At 64.0% G+C, this 18,617-nt stretch carries 11 protein-coding genes; 8 read left to right on the top strand and 3 right to left on the bottom strand.

The genetic code is table 11. The features are described from left to right. Window positions 1-84 precede the first annotated feature (84 nt). Entirely contained in the window at window positions 85-1,917 is a 1,833-nt protein-coding gene (locus AC1DHY_RS02590; RefSeq protein WP_476877796.1) for a bifunctional metallophosphatase/5'-nucleotidase, read from the top strand. A 110-nt stretch (window positions 1,918-2,027) separates the two neighbouring features. Here the strand turns inward: AC1DHY_RS02590 and AC1DHY_RS02585 are convergent, their stop codons facing one another. Both AC1DHY_RS02585 and AC1DHY_RS02580 read right to left on the bottom strand, forming a co-directional pair. Next, complete coding sequence (locus tag AC1DHY_RS02585) at window positions 2,028-2,582, bottom strand: aminoacyl-tRNA deacylase (protein WP_476877795.1); 555 nt, start codon at window positions 2,580-2,582, stop codon at window positions 2,028-2,030. Beyond that, complete coding sequence (locus AC1DHY_RS02580; protein ID WP_476877794.1) at window positions 2,582-3,781, bottom strand: acetyl-CoA C-acetyltransferase; 1,200 nt, start codon at window positions 3,779-3,781, stop codon at window positions 2,582-2,584. The genes AC1DHY_RS02585 and AC1DHY_RS02580 overlap by 1 nt, the downstream gene beginning before the upstream one ends. 378 nt (window positions 3,782-4,159) lie before the next feature. On the opposite strand from AC1DHY_RS02580, the gene rpoB reads away from it, so the two are divergent. The 7 genes from rpoB to AC1DHY_RS02545 all read left to right on the top strand — a co-directional run bounded on the left by rpoB (window position 4,160) and on the right by AC1DHY_RS02545 (window position 16,890). Next, the gene (gene rpoB, locus AC1DHY_RS02575) at window positions 4,160-7,675 is read left to right on the top strand and encodes a DNA-directed RNA polymerase subunit beta (protein ID WP_476903112.1); all 3,516 of its coding nucleotides are present in this window, start codon (window positions 4,160-4,162) and stop codon (window positions 7,673-7,675) included. 103 nt (window positions 7,676-7,778) lie between these two features. Further along, window positions 7,779-11,678: a DNA-directed RNA polymerase subunit beta' gene (locus AC1DHY_RS02570; RefSeq protein WP_476903111.1), complete on the top strand. Its 3,900-nt coding sequence runs from the start codon at window positions 7,779-7,781 to the stop codon at window positions 11,676-11,678. 487 nt (window positions 11,679-12,165) lie between these two features. Beyond that, window positions 12,166-12,540 carry a 30S ribosomal protein S12 gene (gene rpsL, locus AC1DHY_RS02565; protein ID WP_009358312.1) on the top strand — a complete coding sequence of 125 codons (375 nt, stop codon included), beginning with the start codon at window positions 12,166-12,168 and terminating at the stop codon, window positions 12,538-12,540. A 1-nt stretch (window position 12,541) separates the two neighbouring features. After that, a complete protein-coding gene (gene rpsG / locus AC1DHY_RS02560) occupies window positions 12,542-13,012 on the top strand; it encodes a 30S ribosomal protein S7 (protein ID WP_026531948.1) in 471 nt (156 codons plus the stop codon). A gap of 69 nt (window positions 13,013-13,081) precedes the next feature. After that, complete coding sequence (gene fusA / locus AC1DHY_RS02555) at window positions 13,082-15,196, top strand: elongation factor G (RefSeq protein ID WP_476903110.1); 2,115 nt, start codon at window positions 13,082-13,084, stop codon at window positions 15,194-15,196. Between the two features lie 236 nt (window positions 15,197-15,432). Continuing rightward, window positions 15,433-16,623, top strand: coding sequence for an elongation factor Tu (gene tuf, locus AC1DHY_RS02550; RefSeq protein ID WP_003803827.1), 1,191 nt, complete (start codon window positions 15,433-15,435; stop codon window positions 16,621-16,623). Window positions 16,624-16,764: 141 nt separating this feature from the next. Then, window positions 16,765-16,890, top strand: a complete 126-nt coding sequence (locus AC1DHY_RS02545) for a hypothetical protein (protein ID WP_476879703.1) — start codon at window positions 16,765-16,767, stop codon at window positions 16,888-16,890. Window positions 16,891-16,927: 37 nt separating this feature from the next. Here AC1DHY_RS02545 and AC1DHY_RS02540 read toward each other — a convergent pair whose 3' ends face one another. Continuing rightward, window positions 16,928-18,367, bottom strand: a complete 1,440-nt coding sequence (locus AC1DHY_RS02540; protein ID WP_476879704.1) for a GH1 family beta-glucosidase — start codon at window positions 18,365-18,367, stop codon at window positions 16,928-16,930. Window positions 18,368-18,617: the final 250 nt, after the last annotated feature.

Genomic DNA, 18,617 nt, shown 5'->3' with positions numbered 1-18,617 from the left:
GGGCTCTCCTTTTCAGGACGCGGCCGCCGCCCTAGACTTTGGCTTTGTGCCGACCGGCCGCGAAACCCCTGAGGAGCTCATACAATGACCGATCCCAACCCGTCGTTCTCCCGCCGCGCCATGCTCACCGCGGCGTTCGTTGGCGGCAGCGCCGCCGCAGCGACGCTCTCCGGGGCCCCGGCCGCCCAGGCAGCACCCGCCAACGGGAAGAAGCAGTTCACCCTCACGGTGCTGGGCACCACCGACCTGCACAACAACGTCTTCAACTGGGACTACTTCAAGGACGTTCCGTACTCGGACAGCTCGGGCAACAAGATCGGCATCGCCCAGGCGGCCACCCTGATCAAGGCCGTCCGGGCCGAACGCGGCGCCGGCAACACCCTCACCATAGACTCCGGCGACACCATCCAGGGCACGCCCCTGGCCTACTACTTCGCCAAGGTGAACCCCATCTCCGACACCGTCAAGCACCCCATGGCCCTGGCCATGAACGCCGTGGGCTACGACGCCGTCGCCCTCGGAAACCACGAGTTCAACTACGGGGTCCCCATGCTGCGGACCTGGGAGAAGCAGCTTGATTTCCCGTTGCTCGGCGCCAACGTCCACGACGCCGTCAGCGGCGGGCGGGCATTCACGCCGTACGTCCTCAAGCGGGTCAAGACAGGGAACGGCTGGGTGACGGTGGGCCTGGTTGGCTTCGTGACTCCGGGGTGTGCGCTCTGGGACCGCGACAACGTGCAGGGCAAGCTCGACTTCAACGGCATCGTCGAGGAAGCCAAGACGGTCATCCCGGAAATGAAGGCGGCCGGGGCTGACGTCGTTATCGTCTCCAGCCACTCGGGCGCCACCCCGGGTTCCTCCTACGGGGATGCGCTGCCGTTCCCCGAGAACGCGTCCACCCAGCTCGCCGAGGAGGTTCCAGGGATTGACGCCATCCTGGTGGGGCACGCGCACCTGGAGATCCCCGAGCGGTTCGTCACCAACAAGGCCACCGGCCGGCAGGTCCTCCTGACCGAGCCGCTGAAATGGGGCATGCGGGTCGCCGTCATCGACCTGGATCTGGTCAAGGACCGCGGAGAGTGGAAGGTGACCTCGGCCCACTCACACCTGCTGGATGCCAAGACCGTGGACCCGGACCCCGCCGTTGTCAACGCGGTGCAGGCCGGGCACCAGGCCACCGTGAAGTACGTGAACCAGGTCATCGGCACCTCCACCGCGCCGTTGTCCACGGCCACCGCCTGCTGGGGCGATTCCGCAGCGATCGATGCGATCAACTACGTCCAGGCGGCCACCATCAAAGCCGAACTCGCCAACGGCCCGGCAGCGGCACTCCCGGTGCTGTCCATTGCGGCTGCCTTCTCCCGGTCGGTGGATGTGAAGGCCGGCCCGCTGACCATCCGCGACGTGGCGGGCCTCTACATCTTCGACAACACGCTGCTCTCCATCAAGGTCACGGGCGCGCAGGTCAAGGCCTACCTGGAGTGGTCGGCCCAGTACTTCAAGCCGGTCAGCGGCACTACCGCGCGCGCCCAGGACGTCACGAACGCGGCCACCGCCATCGCGCCGAACGGCACCCCGGATTACAACTACGACGTCGTGTACGGGCTGGACGCGCCGTTGAATTACGAGATCGACCTGGGCCGCCCGGTGGGGGACAGGATCATGAATCTCACCTACGGCGGCGCCCCCGTGCCGGCGGACAAGGAATTTGCCATGGCCATCAACAACTACCGCCAGAGCGGTGGCGGCAACTTCCCCGCGGTCAAGACGGCCCCGGTCCTCTCCAACAGCCAGCAGGAGATCCGGCAGCGCATCATCGACTACGTCGTGGCCCGCGGGACGCTCGACGCCTCGGTCTTCAGCCAGGACAACTGGCGGCTCACGGTCAACGGGCAAGCCCTGACAGTCACCGCCTGACGCAGTGAGCTCCCATCGACTGCTCCGTAACCGCCGTTTTCAGCGCCCAGAACGGCACCTACGGAGCAGTCGATGCGCCAGGCACGTGTTAACCGGGCTGGGCTACGTCGTTACTGGACCGGATCGGTGATGTCCGCGACGACGGCGCCGAGGGCGGCGGTCAGTGCGTCCGCGTCGACGAACGCGCTGTAGCCGTGCTCACCGGCACCCATCGAGATCCGGCGGCCGGCGATGGTGCTGTCCGCGTACACAGGCCACGCGGTGGTGCTGCCGAGCGGGGTGATGGTGCTCCGCTCGTAGCCGGTCGCAGCGAGGGCGACGTCGGCGCTGGGCAGGGACAACTTGTTGACGCCGACCAGTTGGCGGAGTTTGGGCCAGGAGATCTGGCGGTCGCCGGGGACAAGGGCGAAGAGGAAGCTGCCGTCCTTGTGCTTGACCACAAGGGACTTCACGATGTCGCCGGGGCTGATGCCGAGGATGGCCGCGGCCTCCTCCAGGCTGCTCGCGGCCATCCGCTCCACCAGTTCCACCGTGATCCCGCGTGCGGCGGCGTCGGCGAGGAAGCGTTTCCTGCCGGTGCTCCCGCCGTGGTGGTGCCCGGAAGGAAGACCGGCTGCGGGGCCGGAAGCCTGCCCCGCAGCCGGGTGTGCCGTGGGTTCGGTCATCAGTCGCGGTACAGCAGGAGGGCCTCGCCCTGGCCGCCGCCGCCGCAGAGGGACACGGCGGCCTTGCCGGTGCCGCGGCGCTTCAGCTCGTGGGCCGCGTGCAGGGCCAGCCGTGCTCCGGATGCGCCGATCGGGTGGCCCAGGGCAATCGCGCCGCCGTGGATGTTGCACTGTTCGAGCGGGTAGTCCAGGTCCTTGAGGGACTGCACGGCCACGGAGCCGAAGGCCTCGTTGATCTCGATGAAGTCCAGGTCCGCGGCTGACCATCCGGCCTTATCCAGTGCGCTCTTGATCGCGTTGGACGGCTGGGAGTGCAGCGAATTGTCCGGTCCGGCGACCTGTCCGGGCTTGCCGACCACGGCCAGGTACTCCAGTCCGTGGTCCTCGGCGAACTGCCGCGAGGTGAGGACCAGAGCGGCTGCCCCGTCAGAGAGAGGCGAGGAGTTGCCGGCCGTGATGGTGCCGTCCGTGGCGAACGCGGCACGCAGTCCGGCCAGGGAGGAGACCGACGTGTCCGGACGGATGCCCTCGTCGGCGCTGACCACCAGCGGGTCGCCCTTACGCTGCTTGACGCTGATCGGCGCGATCTCGCCGTCGAAGACGCCATCCTTCGCAGCCGATGCGGCGCGCTGGTGCGAGGCCGCGGCCACCTCGTCCTGGGAGGCGCGGTCGATGCCGAGGGTGACATTCTTGCTCTCCGTGGACAGTCCCATCGACTGGCCGTCGAAGGCGTCGGTGAGGCCGTCGTGGGCGGCGGCGTCGAGCGCCTGGATGGAACCGTACGTCCAGCCCTGCCGGGAGCCGGGCAACAGGTGCGGCGCCCGGGTCATGGACTCCTGGCCGCCGGCGACCACCACGGTGGCATCCCCGCTGCGGATCAGCCGGGCTGCGTCGATCACGGCGGTAAGGCCGGAAAGGCACACCTTGTTGATGGTGACGGTGGGAACGTTCCAGCCGATGCCTGCCCCGATGGCACTCTGCCGGGCCGGGTTCTGCCCGGCGCCGGCCTGCAGGACCTGGCCCATGATTACCGAATCGACCTGGTCAGCCTTGACTCCGCTGGCAGCAAGGGCGGCGCGGATTGCGTGGGCACCGAGTTCGACGGCGGTGAAGCTGGCCAGCTGCCCGTTGAGCCGGCCCTGGGGGGTGCGGGCGGCTGCGAGGATGACAACATCATTGTTGTCCGCGGAGTTGTTCATGGTTATCTCTTCCGATCTCTAACGATGTTCTTCAAGGCTATCGTGAGCCCCGTCACGGTGCTATTCGGCGGGGAGGGCGGGAGCGCCGGCGCCGGGGGACGTGCTTGCATTCACGCCGCAAGTGGGGTAGACAAGTAGGTTGCTTTGCCGTATCGTAGATATTTGCGTCTTCCCTGTTTACCTTCAGCCTTCATATAGCGGTGGGCTTAGCCTGACAGCTGCTCCATCAATGTGCCGTCTACAACGTGCACCAGCATGGTCAGCGTGGGTTCCCGGGTCATATAGCGGAACCGGATTGGTAGCACTGCGGAGTCACTTTCGCAGGGTGCATAACGGGGGAGATCTGAAAACGCCTGAAGGTCTGTGGAAGGATCCCTCTTGGTCGCCTCGAGCACCTCTAATGTAAACAACGCTACCGCTATCAATGCCGACAGCACCGACGGTGCAACCCGCCGGCTCTCCTTCGCAAAGATTCACGAACCGCTTGACGTTCCGAATCTGCTTGCCCTGCAAACGGACAGCTTCGACTGGCTGGTCGGAAACGAACGCTGGCAGGCACGCGTCGCGAAGGCCGTCGAAGAAGGCGACCTCAGCGTCGCCACCACGTCGGGCCTGTCTGACATCTTCGAAGAGATCTCCCCGATCGAGGACTTCCAGGGCACCATGTCCCTGAGCTTCTCCGAGCCGGAGTTCGCTGACCCGAAGTACACCATGGCCGAGTGCAAGGACCGGGACGCTACGTACTCGGCTCCGCTGTACGTCAAGGCCGAGTTCATGAACAACAACACGGGCGAAATCAAGCAGCAGACCGTGTTCATGGGCGACTTCCCGCTGATGACCGAGAAGGGCACCTTCGTCGTTAACGGCACCGAGCGTGTCGTCGTGTCCCAGCTCGTCCGCTCCCCGGGTGCCTACTTCGAGCGCACCGCCGACAAGACCAGCGACAAGGACATCTTCACCGCGAAGATCATCCCGTCCCGCGGCGCCTGGTTCGAACTCGAAATCGACAAGCGCGACCAGGTCGGCGTCCGCCTCGACCGCAAGCGCAAGCAGTCCGTCACGGTGCTGCTGAAGGCCCTCGGCTGGACCGAAGGCCAGATCCTCGAGGAATTCGGCCAGTACGACTCCATGCGCGCGACGCTGGAGAAGGACGCGACCGAAACCCGCGAAGACGCCTTGCTGGACATCTACCGGAAGCTGCGACCGGGCGAGCCGCCCACCGTCGAGGCTGCCCAGTCCCTGCTGGACAACCTGTACTTCAACTCCAAGCGCTACGATCTGGCCAAGGTTGGCCGTTACAAGATCAACCGCAAGCTCGGCATCGACCGCTCCCTTGGTGACAAGGAAGCCTCCGTGCTGCACGTTGAAGACATCGTTGCCATGATCAAGTTCCTGGTAGCCCTGCACGCCGGTGAGAAGACCCTCACGGGCAAGCGCGACGGTCAGGACCACGAACTCCGCGTCGAGATCGATGACATCGACCACTTCGGCAACCGCCGCATCCGCGCCGTCGGCGAGCTCATCGAGAACCAGGTCCGCACCGGCCTGTCCCGTATGGAGCGCGTTGTCCGCGAGCGGATGACCACCCAGGACGTCGAGGCCATCACGCCGCAGACCCTGATCAACATCCGCCCCGTCGTGGCAGCCATCAAGGAGTTCTTCGGAACGTCCCAGCTGTCCCAGTTCATGGACCAGAACAACCCGCTCTCGGGTCTGACCCACAAGCGCCGCCTGTCCGCGCTTGGCCCGGGTGGTCTGTCCCGTGACCGCGCCGGCATGGAAGTCCGTGACGTGCACCCGTCCCACTACGGACGTATGTGCCCCATCGAAACCCCTGAAGGCCCGAACATCGGCCTGATCGGTTCGCTGGCTTCCTACGGACGCATCAACCCGTTCGGTTTCATCGAAACCCCGTACCGCCTTGTTTCCGAAGGTGTCGTCTCCGATGAGGTCCAGTACCTCACCGCCGACGACGAGGCCGAGGTCCTGATCGCTCAGGCCAACGCGCCGCTCGACGAGAACAAGCGTTTCGCCGAAGAGACCGTCCTGGTCCGCGCCCGCGGTGGTGGAGGCGAGCCCGTGCTGGTCCCCGCCGCCGACGTCGAGTTCATGGACGTCTCCCCGCGCCAGATGGTGTCCGTGGCTACCGCCCTGATCCCGTTCCTCGAGCATGACGATGCCAACCGTGCACTCATGGGTGCCAACATGCAGCGCCAGGCTGTGCCGCTGGTCCGTTCCGAGGCGCCGTTCGTCGGCACCGGCATGGAGCGCGCCGCCGCTGTCGACGCCGGTGACGTCACCATCGCCAAGAAGGCCGGTGTGGTCACCGAGGTTTCGGCTGAACTCGTCATCGTGCTCAACGACGACGGTACCGAGACCAACTACCGGATCAACAAGTTCGCGCGTTCCAACCAGGGCAACTGCTACAACAACCGCGTCCTGGTCAACGAAGGCCAGCGCCTGGAAGTCGGCGGCATCATCGCCGACGGCCCGGCAACGGACCAGGGTGAACTCGCCCTCGGTAAGAACCTGCTCGTGGCATTCATGTCATGGGAAGGCCACAACTTCGAGGACGCCATCATCCTGTCCCAGCGGATCGTGGCCGAAGACGTCCTGTCCTCGATCCACATCGAGGAGCACGAGATCGATGCCCGCGACACCAAGCTTGGTGCCGAGGAAATCACCCGTGACATCCCGAACGTGTCCGAGGAAGTCCTGGCAGGCCTGGACGAGCGCGGCATCATCCACATCGGTGCCGAGGTTGAGGCCGGCGACATCCTGGTCGGTAAGGTCACCCCCAAGGGCGAGACCGAGCTGACCCCGGAAGAGCGCCTGCTGCGCGCCATCTTCGGTGAGAAGTCCCGCGAAGTGCGCGACACCTCCCTGAAGGTTCCGCACGGCGAATCCGGCACCGTCATCGGCGTCCGCGTCTTCGACCGCGACAACGACGACGAGCTGCCCCCGGGCGTCAACCAGCTGGTCCGCGTCTACGTGGCCGCCAAGCGCAAGATCACCGACGGCGACAAGCTCGCCGGCCGTCACGGCAACAAGGGTGTTATCTCCAAGATCCTCCCGATCGAGGACATGCCGTTCCTTGCCGACGGCACCCCCGTTGATATCGTCCTGAACCCGCTGGGTGTTCCGGGCCGTATGAACGTCGGCCAGGTGCTCGAAACCCACCTTGGCTGGGTTGCCAAGACCGGTTGGAAGATCGAGGGTGAGCCCGAGTGGGTCAAGCAGCTGCCGAACCTGCCGCGCGAGAGTGGCCAGACCACTGTTGCAACGCCGGTCTTCGACGGTGCGCGTGAAGAAGAAATCACGGGCCTGCTCGACTCCACCAACGTCACCCGCGACGGTGACCGCCTGATCAACTCCTCGGGCAAGACCCGCCTGTTTGACGGCCGCTCCGGCGAGCCGTTCCCGGATCCGATCTCGGTCGGCTACATGTACATCCTGAAGCTCCACCACCTGGTGGACGACAAGATCCACGCACGCTCCACCGGCCCGTACTCCATGATCACGCAGCAGCCGCTGGGTGGTAAGGCACAGTTCGGTGGCCAGCGCTTCGGTGAAATGGAAGTGTGGGCGCTCGAAGCTTACGGCGCCGCCTACACGCTCCAGGAACTCCTCACGATCAAGTCGGATGATATCCACGGTCGTGTGAAGGTCTACGAAGCCATCGTCAAGGGCGAGAACATCCCGGAGCCGGGCGTTCCTGAGTCCTTCAAGGTCTTGATCAAGGAAATGCAGTCGCTGTGCCTGAACGTGGAAGTGCTTTCCACGGACGGAACCACAATTGAAATGCGTGACTCTGATGACGCAGTCTTCACGGCTGCGGAAGAACTGGGCATCGATCTGTCTCGTGCAGAGCCCAGTTCCGTAGAAGAGGTTTAGCAGGTGCCGTACGACGGCGGGTGATCCCGCCGTCGTACGCCACCTCCCTCTTCCCGTAACCCAAGACTTCAGAATTTAGAGAACAAGAGAGAACAGGGACCATATGTCCAGCGAATCCTCCTTCGGCCTCATGCAGATCGGCCTCGCCACCGCGGAAGACATCCGTGGCTGGTCTTACGGCGAGGTTAAGAAGCCGGAAACCATCAACTACCGCACGCTCAAGCCTGAGAAGGACGGCCTCTTCTGCGAGAAGATCTTCGGCCCGTCCCGCGACTGGGAATGCTACTGCGGCAAGTACAAGCGCGTGCGCTTCAAGGGCATCATCTGCGAGCGGTGTGGCGTTGAGGTCACCCGTGCCAAGGTGCGCCGTGAGCGCATGGGCCACATCGAACTGGCCGCCCCGGTCACGCACATCTGGTACTTCAAGGGTGTCCCGTCCCGCCTGGGCTACCTCCTTGACCTGGCACCGAAGGACCTCGAAAAGGTCATCTACTTCGCTGCCTACATGATCACCAGTGTCGATGCTGACGCCCGTCACGAGGAACTGCCCAACCTGCAGGTTGAGCACGACATCGAGAAGAAGCAGCTGATCGACAACCGCGACTCCGACATCGCCACGATCGCCCGCGACCTCGAAAACGAGATCGCGCGCCTCGAAGGTGAAGGTGCCAAGGCTGCCGACAAGAAGAAGGCCCGCGACTCCGCCGACCGCCAGATGGCCAACGTCCGCAAGCGCGCGGATGCTGAGATCGAGCGCCTCGAGCAGGTCTGGGACCGCTTCAAGAACCTCAAGGTCGCCGACCTCGAAGGCGACGAGGGCCTGTACCGCGAACTGCGTGACCGCTACGGCATGTTCTTCGAAGGTTCCATGGGTGCCGAAGCCATCAAGAAGCGTCTTGAAGGCTTCGACATGCAGGCCGAGTCCGACCTGCTGCGCGACATCATCGCCAACGGCAAGGGCCAGCGCAAGACCCGCGCCCTGAAGCGCCTGAAGGTTGTCAACGCGTTCCTGACCACCAACAACAGCCCGCTCGGTATGGTGCTGGACGCCGTCCCGGTGATCCCGCCGGAACTGCGCCCGATGGTCCAGCTGGACGGCGGCCGCTTCGCGACCTCCGACCTCAACGACCTCTACCGCCGTGTGATCAACCGCAACAACCGCCTCAAGCGCCTGCTTGATCTTGGTGCCCCGGAGATCATCGTCAACAACGAGAAGCGCATGCTTCAGGAAGCTGTTGACAGCCTCTTCGACAACGGCCGCCGCGGCCGTCCGGTCACCGGACCGGGCAACCGTCCGCTGAAGTCCCTGAGCGACATGCTCAAGGGCAAGCAGGGCCGTTTCCGCCAGAACCTCCTCGGCAAGCGCGTCGACTACTCCGGCCGTTCGGTCATCGTCGTCGGCCCGCAGCTGAAGCTGCACCAGTGCGGCCTGCCCAAGCAGATGGCCCTGGAGCTCTTCAAGCCGTTCGTGATGAAGCGCCTGGTTGACCTCAACCACGCACAGAACATCAAGTCGGCCAAGCGGATGGTGGAGCGCTACCGCCCGCAGGTCTGGGATGTCCTCGAAGAGATCATCACCGAGCACCCGGTACTGCTGAACCGTGCACCTACCCTGCACCGCCTCGGCATCCAGGCGTTCGAACCGCAGCTTGTTGAAGGTAAGGCCATCCAGCTTCACCCGCTGGTTTGTGGCGCGTTCAACGCTGACTTCGACGGCGACCAGATGGCAGTCCACCTGCCGCTGAGCCCCGAAGCCCAGGCCGAAGCCCGGATCCTGATGCTGTCCTCGAACAACATCCTGAAGCCGTCCGACGGCCGCCCGGTGACGCTGCCTTCGCAGGATATGATCATCGGCCTCTACCACCTGACCACCAAGCGTGTCGGTTCAGCTGGCGAAGGCCGGATCTTCTCCTCCGTTTCGGAAGCCATCATGGCGTTCGACCTGCACGAGCTGCACCTGAACTCCAAGGTCAAGATCCGGCTCGAGGGCTTCGTGCCCTACGCCGGATGGGAAGCTCCGGAAGGCTGGGAACAGGGTCAGACCGCACTGGTCGAGACCTCTCTCGGCCAGGTCATCTTCAACCAGACGCTGCCCGCGGACTACCCGTGGGTTGAGGCTGTTGCCGACAAGGGCGAACTGTCCCGCATCGTCAACGACCTTGCCGAGCGCTACCCGAAGGTCGTCACCGCGGCAACGCTGGACAACCTGAAGGATGCCGGTTTCTACTGGGCAACCCGCTCGGGCGTCACGGTCGCCATCTCCGACATCGAGGTCCCGGCCTCCAAGCCGGAGCTCCTCGCCGGCTACGAGACCATGGCCGCGAAGATCCAGGGCCAGTACGACAAGGGCCTGATCGACGACGACGAGCGTCGCCAGGAACTGATCGAAATCTGGAACAAGGCCACGAACGAGATCGCCCAGGCGATGCGTGACAGCCTGTCCCCGATGAACACGATCAACCGCATGGTGTCCTCCGGTGCACGTGGTAACTGGATGCAGGTCCGTCAGATCGCGGGTATCCGTGGCCTGGTGGCCAACCCTAAGGGTGAAATCATCCCGCGTCCGATCAAGTCCTCCTACCGCGAGGGCTTGTCGGTGCTGGAATACTTCATCGCCACGCACGGTGCCCGTAAGGGTCTGGCCGATACCGCCCTGCGTACCGCCAACTCGGGTTACCTGACCCGTCGTCTGGTGGACGTCTCGCAGGACGTTATCGTCCGTGAAGAGGACTGCGGCACCGAACGCGGCCTCGTCACCCCGATCGCGGTCGCTGACGCCAACGGCGAGCTGGTCCTTGACGAAAACGTCGAGAACAGCGCCTACGCCCGTACCCTGGCCGTGGACGTCGTTGACGCCAAGGGCAAGGTCCTCGCGGCGGCCGGCACTGACTGCGGCGACGTCGTCATCGCCGAACTGTTCGCAGCCGGCATCACCGAGGTCAAGGTCCGCTCCGTACTCACCTGTGAGTCCAGCGTCGGCACCTGCGCCCTGTGCTACGGCCGTTCGCTGGCCACCGGCAAGACCGTTGACATCGGCGAGGCCGTCGGCATCATCGCCGCACAGTCCATCGGTGAACCCGGTACCCAGCTGACCATGCGTACGTTCCACACCGGTGGTGCTGTCTCCGCCGGTGGTGGCGACGACATCACCCAGGGTCTGCCGCGTATCCAGGAGCTCTTCGAAGCCCGTACTCCGAAGGGTGTCGCACCGATTGCTGAAGCAGCCGGCCGCATCACCATCGAAGAGTCCGAGCGCCAGATGCGCCTGGTCATCACCCCGGATGACGGATCCGAAGAGATCGCCTACCCGGTGCTGCGCCGTTCACGTCTTCTCATCGAAGATGGCGATCACGTCAGCGTTGGCCAGAAGCTCATCAACGGTCCGGTCGACCCCAAGCAGGTTCTGCGCATCATGGGTCCCCGTGCCGCGCAGAAGTTCCTGGTGGACGAGGTCCAGGGCGTGTACCGCAGCCAGGGCATCGGTATCCACGACAAGCACGTCGAGGTTATCGTCCGCCAGATGCTGCGCCGCGTCACGGTCATCGAATCCGGTGAATCGGATCTGCTGCCCGGCGAGCTCGCCGAACGCAGCCGCTTCGAGGACGCCAACCGCCGTGTGGTTTCCGAGGGCAAGACGCCGGCCTCCGGCCGTCCCGAGCTCATGGGTATCACCAAGGCGTCCCTGGCGACCGAGTCCTGGCTGTCCGCAGCTTCCTTCCAGGAGACCACCCGCGTCCTGACGCAGGCGGCCATGGAAGGCAAGAGCGATCCGCTGCTCGGCCTCAAGGAAAACGTCATCATCGGTAAGCTCATCCCGGCCGGCACGGGTCTCCCGCGCTACACCGAGGTCACGGTGGAACCGACTGAAGAAGCAAAGGCCAACCTGTTCACCGGCCCCAGCGCATTCAGTGACTTCTCCTACGACTCCCTGGGCGGCGACGGAGCTCCTGAGTTCCACGCCATCCCGCTGGATGACTACGACCTCGGCAGCGACTTCCGCTAACCGTAGGCAGCATTGAAGGATGGTCCCGCACCTAAAGGTGCGGGACCATCCCGCTTTAACCCGTCGAGTGTTTCGATACGGCCGTTTTGCCGAAGTGCCGGGGCCGGTGGGGAACAGTCGACGGCGGAACGGACTGCGGGGGAGGGGCGGAATCCGCGCCGATTAAGGGCTGGGGACCGTCCGTGTTAGACTTGAGACTAATTGTTATTGTGGCAGTGGATGAGTGCGCCGGTCAGTTAGACAGCTTGCAGCTGGATAGCCCGACCAGGACGACGTTTCCGGTTTGCAGGGTTCTTGTGCAACGTATGCCACATTTTCGCATGCCTAGGGGCAGTTCAGGATGAAAGTCCGGCGCCCCGGCGTGCGGTCCGACTATTAAGGCTTCGCCTCAGCTGCTCTGGAGAGATCTTCAAAGCTCGAGCGGCGGGGCGCAGCGACAAGAGAGCGGCCGCCAACGGCCGCTCCGGATAAAACGGAGAACACGAGAGTGCCTACGATTAACCAGCTGGTCCGCAAGGGCCGCACGCCTAAGGTCTCGAAGACCAAGGCCCCCGCGCTTAAGGGCAGCCCGATGCGCCGTGGTGTTTGCACCCGCGTTTACACGACGACCCCGAAGAAGCCGAACTCGGCTCTCCGTAAGGTTGCACGTGTGCGCCTCAACGGTGGCGTAGAAGTCACCGCCTACATCCCCGGTGTTGGCCACAACCTGCAGGAGCACTCCATTGTGCTCGTCCGTGGCGGCCGCGTTAAGGACCTTCCGGGTGTCCGTTACAAGATCGTCCGTGGCGCCCTTGATACCCAGGGTGTGAAGAACCGTAAGCAGGCACGGAGCCGCTACGGCGCAAAGATGGAGAAGAAGTAATATGCCTCGCAAGGGTCCGGCCCCCAAGCGGCCGCTAGTACTAGATCCCGTATACGGCTCCCCGCTGGTCACTCAGCTGATCAACAAGGTGCTCGTTGACGGCAAGAAGTCCACTGCAGAGCGCATCGTCTACGGTGCCCTCGAAGGCGCACGCGCCAAGTCCGGCGGCGACCCCGTTGCAGCCCTCAAGAAGGCCATGGACAACGTCAAGCCTTCCCTCGAGGTCCGCTCCCGCCGCGTCGGCGGCGCGACCTACCAGGTCCCCGTCGAGGTCAAGCCGGGCCGTTCCACGGCCCTCGCCCTCCGCTGGCTGGTTGGCTACTCCAAGGCCCGCCGCGAAAAGACGATGACCGAGCGCCTCCAGAACGAAATCCTGGACGCCTCGAACGGTCTCGGAGCCGCTGTGAAGCGCCGCGAAGACACCCACAAGATGGCCGAGTCCAACAAGGCCTTCGCACACTACCGCTGGTAATACTTCCCGGACGCCGCCGGCTCACCCGAGCCGGCGGCGAACGTGCAGTCCATCCGAAAGGGAGACACCGTGGCACAGGACGTGCTTACCGACCTTAGCAAGGTCCGCAATATCGGCATCATGGCCCACATTGATGCCGGCAAGACCACTACTACCGAGCGCATCCTGTTCTACACGGGTGTGAACCACAAGATCGGCGAAACGCACGACGGCGCTTCGACGACTGACTGGATGGAACAGGAAAAGGAACGCGGCATCACCATCACGTCTGCCGCCGTGACCTGCTTCTGGGAAAACAACCAGATCAACATCATCGACACCCCCGGCCACGTGGACTTCACCGTTGAGGTTGAGCGCTCCCTGCGCGTCCTCGACGGCGCCGTCGCCGTGTTCGATGGCAAGGAAGGCGTGGAGCCGCAGTCCGAGACTGTTTGGCGCCAGGCTGACAAGTACAACGTCCCGCGCATCTGCTTCGTCAACAAGATGGACAAGCTCGGCGCTGACTTCTACTTCACCGTCGACACCATCATCAGCCGCCTCGGTGCCAAGCCGCTCGTTATGCAGCTGCCGATCGGCGCCGAGAACGATTTCATCGGCGTCGTCGACCTGCTCTACATGCGCGCCCTGGTCTGGCCCGGCGACTCCAAGGGTGACGTCACCATGGGTGCCAAGTACGAGATCCAGGAGATCCCGGCTGACCTCAAGGAAAAGGCCGAAGAGTACCGCGCAACGCTCGTTGAGACCGTTGCTGAGTCCTCCGAAGAGCTCATGGAGAAGTACCTCGAAGGCGAAGAGATCACGATCGACGAGCTCAAGGCCGGCATCCGCAAGATGACGATCAACTCCGAGCTCTACCCGGTCTTCTGTGGCTCCGCGTTCAAGAACCGCGGCGTCCAGCCGATGCTCGACGCCGTCGTGGACTACCTGCCGAACCCGCTCGACGTCCCGCCGATGGTCGGTCACGATCCCCGCGACGAAGAGAAGGAACTGACCCGGAAGCCTTCCGCTGACGAGCCGTTCTCTGCGCTGGCGTTCAAGATCGCCGCACACCCCTTCTTCGGCCAGCTCACCTTCATCCGCGTGTACTCCGGTCACGTGGAAGCAGGCGCACAGGTGGTCAACTCCACCAAGGGCAAGAAGGAGCGCATCGGCAAGCTGTTCCAGATGCACGCCAACAAGGAAATGCCGGTCGACGGCGCTACCGCGGGCCACATCTACGCAGCCATCGGCCTGAAGGACACCACCACGGGCGACACCCTGTGCGATTCGTCCAACCAGATTGTCCTCGAGTCCATGAGCTTCCCGGAGCCCGTGATCTCGGTTGCGATCGAGCCGAACACCAAGGGTGACCAGGAGAAGCTCTCCACGGCCATCCAGAAGCTCTCCGCTGAGGACCCGACCTTCCAGGTCTCCCTCAACGAAGACACCGGCCAGACCATCATCGCCGGCATGGGCGAGCTCCACCTGGACATCCTGGTGGACCGCATGCGCCGCGAATTCAAGGTCGAGGCAAACGTGGGCAAGCCCCAGGTCGCCTACCGCGAAACCATCAAGCGTGCTGTGGAGCGTCACGACTACACGCACAAGAAGCAGACCGGTGGTTCGGGCCAGTTCGCAAAGATCCAGATCGCCATCGAGCCCCTGGACACCTCCGAAGGCGAGATGTACGAGTTCGAGAACAAGGTCACCGGTGGCCGCGTTCCGCGCGAATACATCCCGTCCGTTGACGCTGGTATCCAGGATGCACTGAACGACGGCGTCCTGGCCGGTTACCCGGTTGTCGGCATCAAGGCGACGCTGATTGACGGCGCTTACCACGATGTTGACTCCTCGGAAATGGCGTTCAAGATCGCCGGCCGTATGGCTTTCAAGGAAGCTGCACGCAAGGCGAACCCTGTCCTGCTCGAACCGCTGATGGATGTCGAGGTCCGCACCCCTGAGGAATACATGGGTGAAGTTATCGGTGACCTCAACTCCCGCCGTGGCCAGATGCAGTCCATGGAAGATGCCCAGGGCGTCAAGGTTATTCGCGCACACGTCCCGCTGTCCGGCATGTTCGGCTACATCGGTGACCTGCGTTCGAAGACCCAGGGCCGCGCTGTGTACTCCATGACGTTCAACAGCTACGCCGAGGTCCCGAAGGCAGTTGCCGACGAGATCATCCAGAAGAGCCGCGGCGAGTAGTCCGCAAGGACAACACGCAGCTGCAACAAACTCGGGTGCGTTCCCTCCACAGGGAATTCGCCTGGTGCTGGCGGCCGGACTCCGGCCGCCAGCACGAACAGGCTCGAGGGACTAGTATTAGTTCCTGAATCTGCAATTTCACCAATCCAAAGCCCCCCAAGTAGACTTACTGGAGTTTCTGCCGCGACAAGCGCGGTCGAAGGGTAAGTCATTTGAAAACGTTCTAGGAGGAACCTGTGGCAAAGGCAAAGTTCGAGCGGACTAAGCCGCACGTTAACATCGGTACCATTGGTCACGTTGACCACGGTAAGACGACGCTGACGGCCGCCATTTCCAAGGTGCTGTACGACAAGTACCCGACTCTCAACGAGAAGCGTGACTTCGCGTCCATTGACTCTGCTCCCGAAGAGCGTCAGCGCGGCATTACCATCAACATCTCCCACGTTGAGTACCAGACCGAGAAGCGCCACTACGCACACGTAGACGCTCCGGGTCACGCTGACTACATCAAGAACATGATCACCGGCGCTGCTCAGATGGACGGTGCAATCCTCGTGGTTGCCGCCACTGACGGCCCGATGGCTCAGACCCGCGAGCACGTCCTGCTCGCCCGCCAGGTTGGTGTTCCCTACCTGCTGGTGGCCCTGAACAAGGCTGACATGGTCGATGACGAGGAACTCCTCGACCTCGTCGAAATGGAAGTTCGTGAGCTGCTCAGCTCGCAGGGCTTCGATGGCGACGAAGCACCGGTTGTTCGCGTTTCCGGCCTCAAGGCTCTGGAAGGCGACCCGGAGTGGGTCAAGTCCGTTGAGGACCTGATGGCTGCTGTCGACGAGTCCGTGCCGGACCCGGTTCGTGACCGCGACAAGCCGTTCCTGATGCCGATCGAAGACGTCTTCACGATCACCGGCCGTGGCACCGTTGTTACGGGCCGCGCCGAGCGTGGAACCCTCGCGATCAACTCTGAGGTCGAGATCGTCGGCATCCGCCCGGTCCAGAAGACCACGGTTACCGGTATCGAGATGTTCCACAAGCAGCTCGACGAAGCATGGGCCGGCGAGAACTGTGGCCTCCTGCTCCGCGGTCTGAAGCGCGACGATGTCGAGCGTGGCCAGGTTGTCGTCAAGCCGGGTTCCATCACCCCGCACACCGACTTCGAGGCTAACGTCTACATCCTCTCCAAGGACGAAGGCGGACGTCACAACCCGTTCTACTCCAACTACCGCCCGCAGTTCTACTTCCGCACCACGGACGTAACCGGCGTTATCACCCTGCCGGAAGGCACGGAAATGGTTATGCCCGGCGACAACACTGAGATGACCGTTGCGCTCATCCAGCCGATCGCTATGGAAGAGGGCCTCGGCTTCGCAATCCGCGAAGGCGGCCGCACCGTTGGTTCGGGACGCGTCACCAAGATCATCAAGTAATTACTTGTTGATCTGAGCATGATCTCCTGATCGGAGGGCCGTTCGACGGCCGCCGTGACGACAGAACAGCCCCGCTGCACTGCAGCGGGGCTGTTCTGTTTAAGACCCTGCTACCGTTGCTGATGAAGAGAGGAGCCCGGGATGGAATGGATCATTTTTCTGGTGGTGGTAGCCGCCGTTGTTTCGGCCGGCCTGTGGGCCAAGAAGTACTTCCGGCACGAGATCGACCGTGCCAAGCGCATCAACCGCGCCAACAAGAACCAGTAGCGCCCCCGGCACGCACCGGCGGACCGGCCGTCCACGTCTAGCCGGCTGGCCGCTCCTGACGGGCCCGGCTCAGCGCCTGGTACCAGTAGAACGACTTCTTCGGTGTCCGGACCTGGGTGTCAAAATCGACGTGGACCAACCCGAAGCGCTGCGAATAGCCCGCCGCCCATTCGAAGTTGTCCATCAACGTCCAGACGTAGTAACCGAGGAGTTCGACGTCGTGGGCGACGCCGCCCGGCGCGGTCGCCGCGAGGGCATGGCCCAGGTGGTCGGCGAGGTAGCCGATCCGGCCGGCGTCGTCGATGGGACCGTCCACGTGGTCCGGTTCGGGGAAACTGGCGCCGCTCTCGGTGATAAAGAGCGGCGGAAGTGCCTCGCCGTAGCGGTCCTTCATTTCGCGCAGCAGCCCACCGAGGTGGTCCGGTGCCACCGGCCAGCCGAAACCGGTGGTCTTGTACTCCGGGAAAGCCGCGAAATGGAAGGGCAGCTTCGCCATGGCTTCGGCGGAGCCGACCGGGCTGTCCGCCGGCCCACGGCCGGTACCGACCTTGACGGGGTAGTAGTAGTTGAGCCCGTAGAAATCGAGTGGCTGGTGGATATTACGCAGATCCGCGTCGGAGAACCGGCCGAGACCCTTGAACCAGGGGCGCGCCACCAGCGGCACCTTGGGGTAGCTGCCGAGCAGGATCGGGTCGGCGTAAATCCGGTTGAGCGCGAGGTCGAACACGTTCGCCAGCAACCGGTCCGTCACCGATCCGTTGGCCGGCCGGACGGGGGAGTGCAGGTTGGTGACGCCGATGGCTCCGGAAACGCCAGCGGCCCGCAGCGCCTGGACGGCGAGCCCATGGGCGAGCAGCTGGTGGTGGACGGAGGGCAGGGCACCAAAGAGCAGGTCCCGGCCCGGGGCGTGCACGCCGAGGGCATAGCCGTTCAGCGTCACCGAGGCTGGCTCGTTCAGGGTGACCCACTGGGCCACCCGGTCGCCGAAGCGGGCACCGGCCGCGGCGCTGTACTCGGCGAAACGCTCCGCCGTCGCCCTGTTCATCCAGCCGCCGCGGTGTTCCAGCGGTAGCGGGGTATCCCAGTGGTACAGGGTGGCCATCGGAGAGATGCCGGCTTCAAGCAGCCTGTCGATCAGCCTGTCGTAGAAATCCAGGCCCTCCGCGTTGAATGGGCCGGTGCCGTCCGGCTGGATCCGGGGCCAGGAGATGGAGAAGCGGTAGGAGTCGACGCCGAGCTCCCGCATCAGCTGCACGTCATCGTCCGCACGGTTGTAGTGGTCACAGGCGACGGCGGGGGAGTGGCCGTCCTGGATGGTGCCTGGTTTTTCGGCGAAGGCGTCCCAGCCCGAGGGCCCGCGGCCGCCCGCCGCGAGGGCGCCTTCAATCTGGAACGCGGCCGAGGCCACCCCGAGCACAAAGTCCTGGGGAAGCTTTGCGGCGAGGTCATGGACGGCGGGGGAGTCCTGCACGGTCATGACCCTATCTTCGTTGCGGCGCTTCCCGAAGGCAATGACCGGGGGTACCGGAAGGCGCTGTCAGGGGGCGGGAAGCGCGAGGGCGGACAGCTACAGGACCGCTGGCGGGGGCGAATTCGCTTCTGCCGGATAATTCGGGCATACTAGATGAGTTGTTCAAGCGCTCTTTCGCGTCCCGATCCGGATAATGCCGGGTGTCAGGGTCCAGGTAGGAGCCCAAACATAACCCACTCTCCAAGGTATTGCGGAC

The organism is Arthrobacter sp. 05L44 (assembly GCF_056397605.1).
This window is presented reverse-complemented; position numbering and strand designations above follow the sequence as displayed.

Bases quoted from the DNA above. Each gene is read 5' to 3' on its own strand.
- rpsG (WP_026531948.1), top strand. From the start codon at position 12,542: ATGCCTCGCAAGGGTCCGGCCCCCAAGCGGCCGCTAGTACTAGATCCC.
- AC1DHY_RS02590 (WP_476877796.1), top strand. From the start codon at position 85: ATGACCGATCCCAACCCGTCGTTCTCCCGCCGCGCCATGCTCACCGCG.
- AC1DHY_RS02540 (WP_476879704.1), bottom strand. From the start codon at position 18,367: ATGACCGTGCAGGACTCCCCCGCCGTCCATGACCTCGCCGCAAAGCTT.
- AC1DHY_RS02570 (WP_476903111.1), top strand. From the start codon at position 7,779: ATGTCCAGCGAATCCTCCTTCGGCCTCATGCAGATCGGCCTCGCCACC.
- AC1DHY_RS02580 (WP_476877794.1), bottom strand. From the start codon at position 3,781: ATGAACAACTCCGCGGACAACAATGATGTTGTCATCCTCGCAGCCGCC.
- AC1DHY_RS02585 (WP_476877795.1), bottom strand. From the start codon at position 2,582: ATGACCGAACCCACGGCACACCCGGCTGCGGGGCAGGCTTCCGGCCCC.
- AC1DHY_RS02545 (WP_476879703.1), top strand. From the start codon at position 16,765: ATGGAATGGATCATTTTTCTGGTGGTGGTAGCCGCCGTTGTTTCGGCC.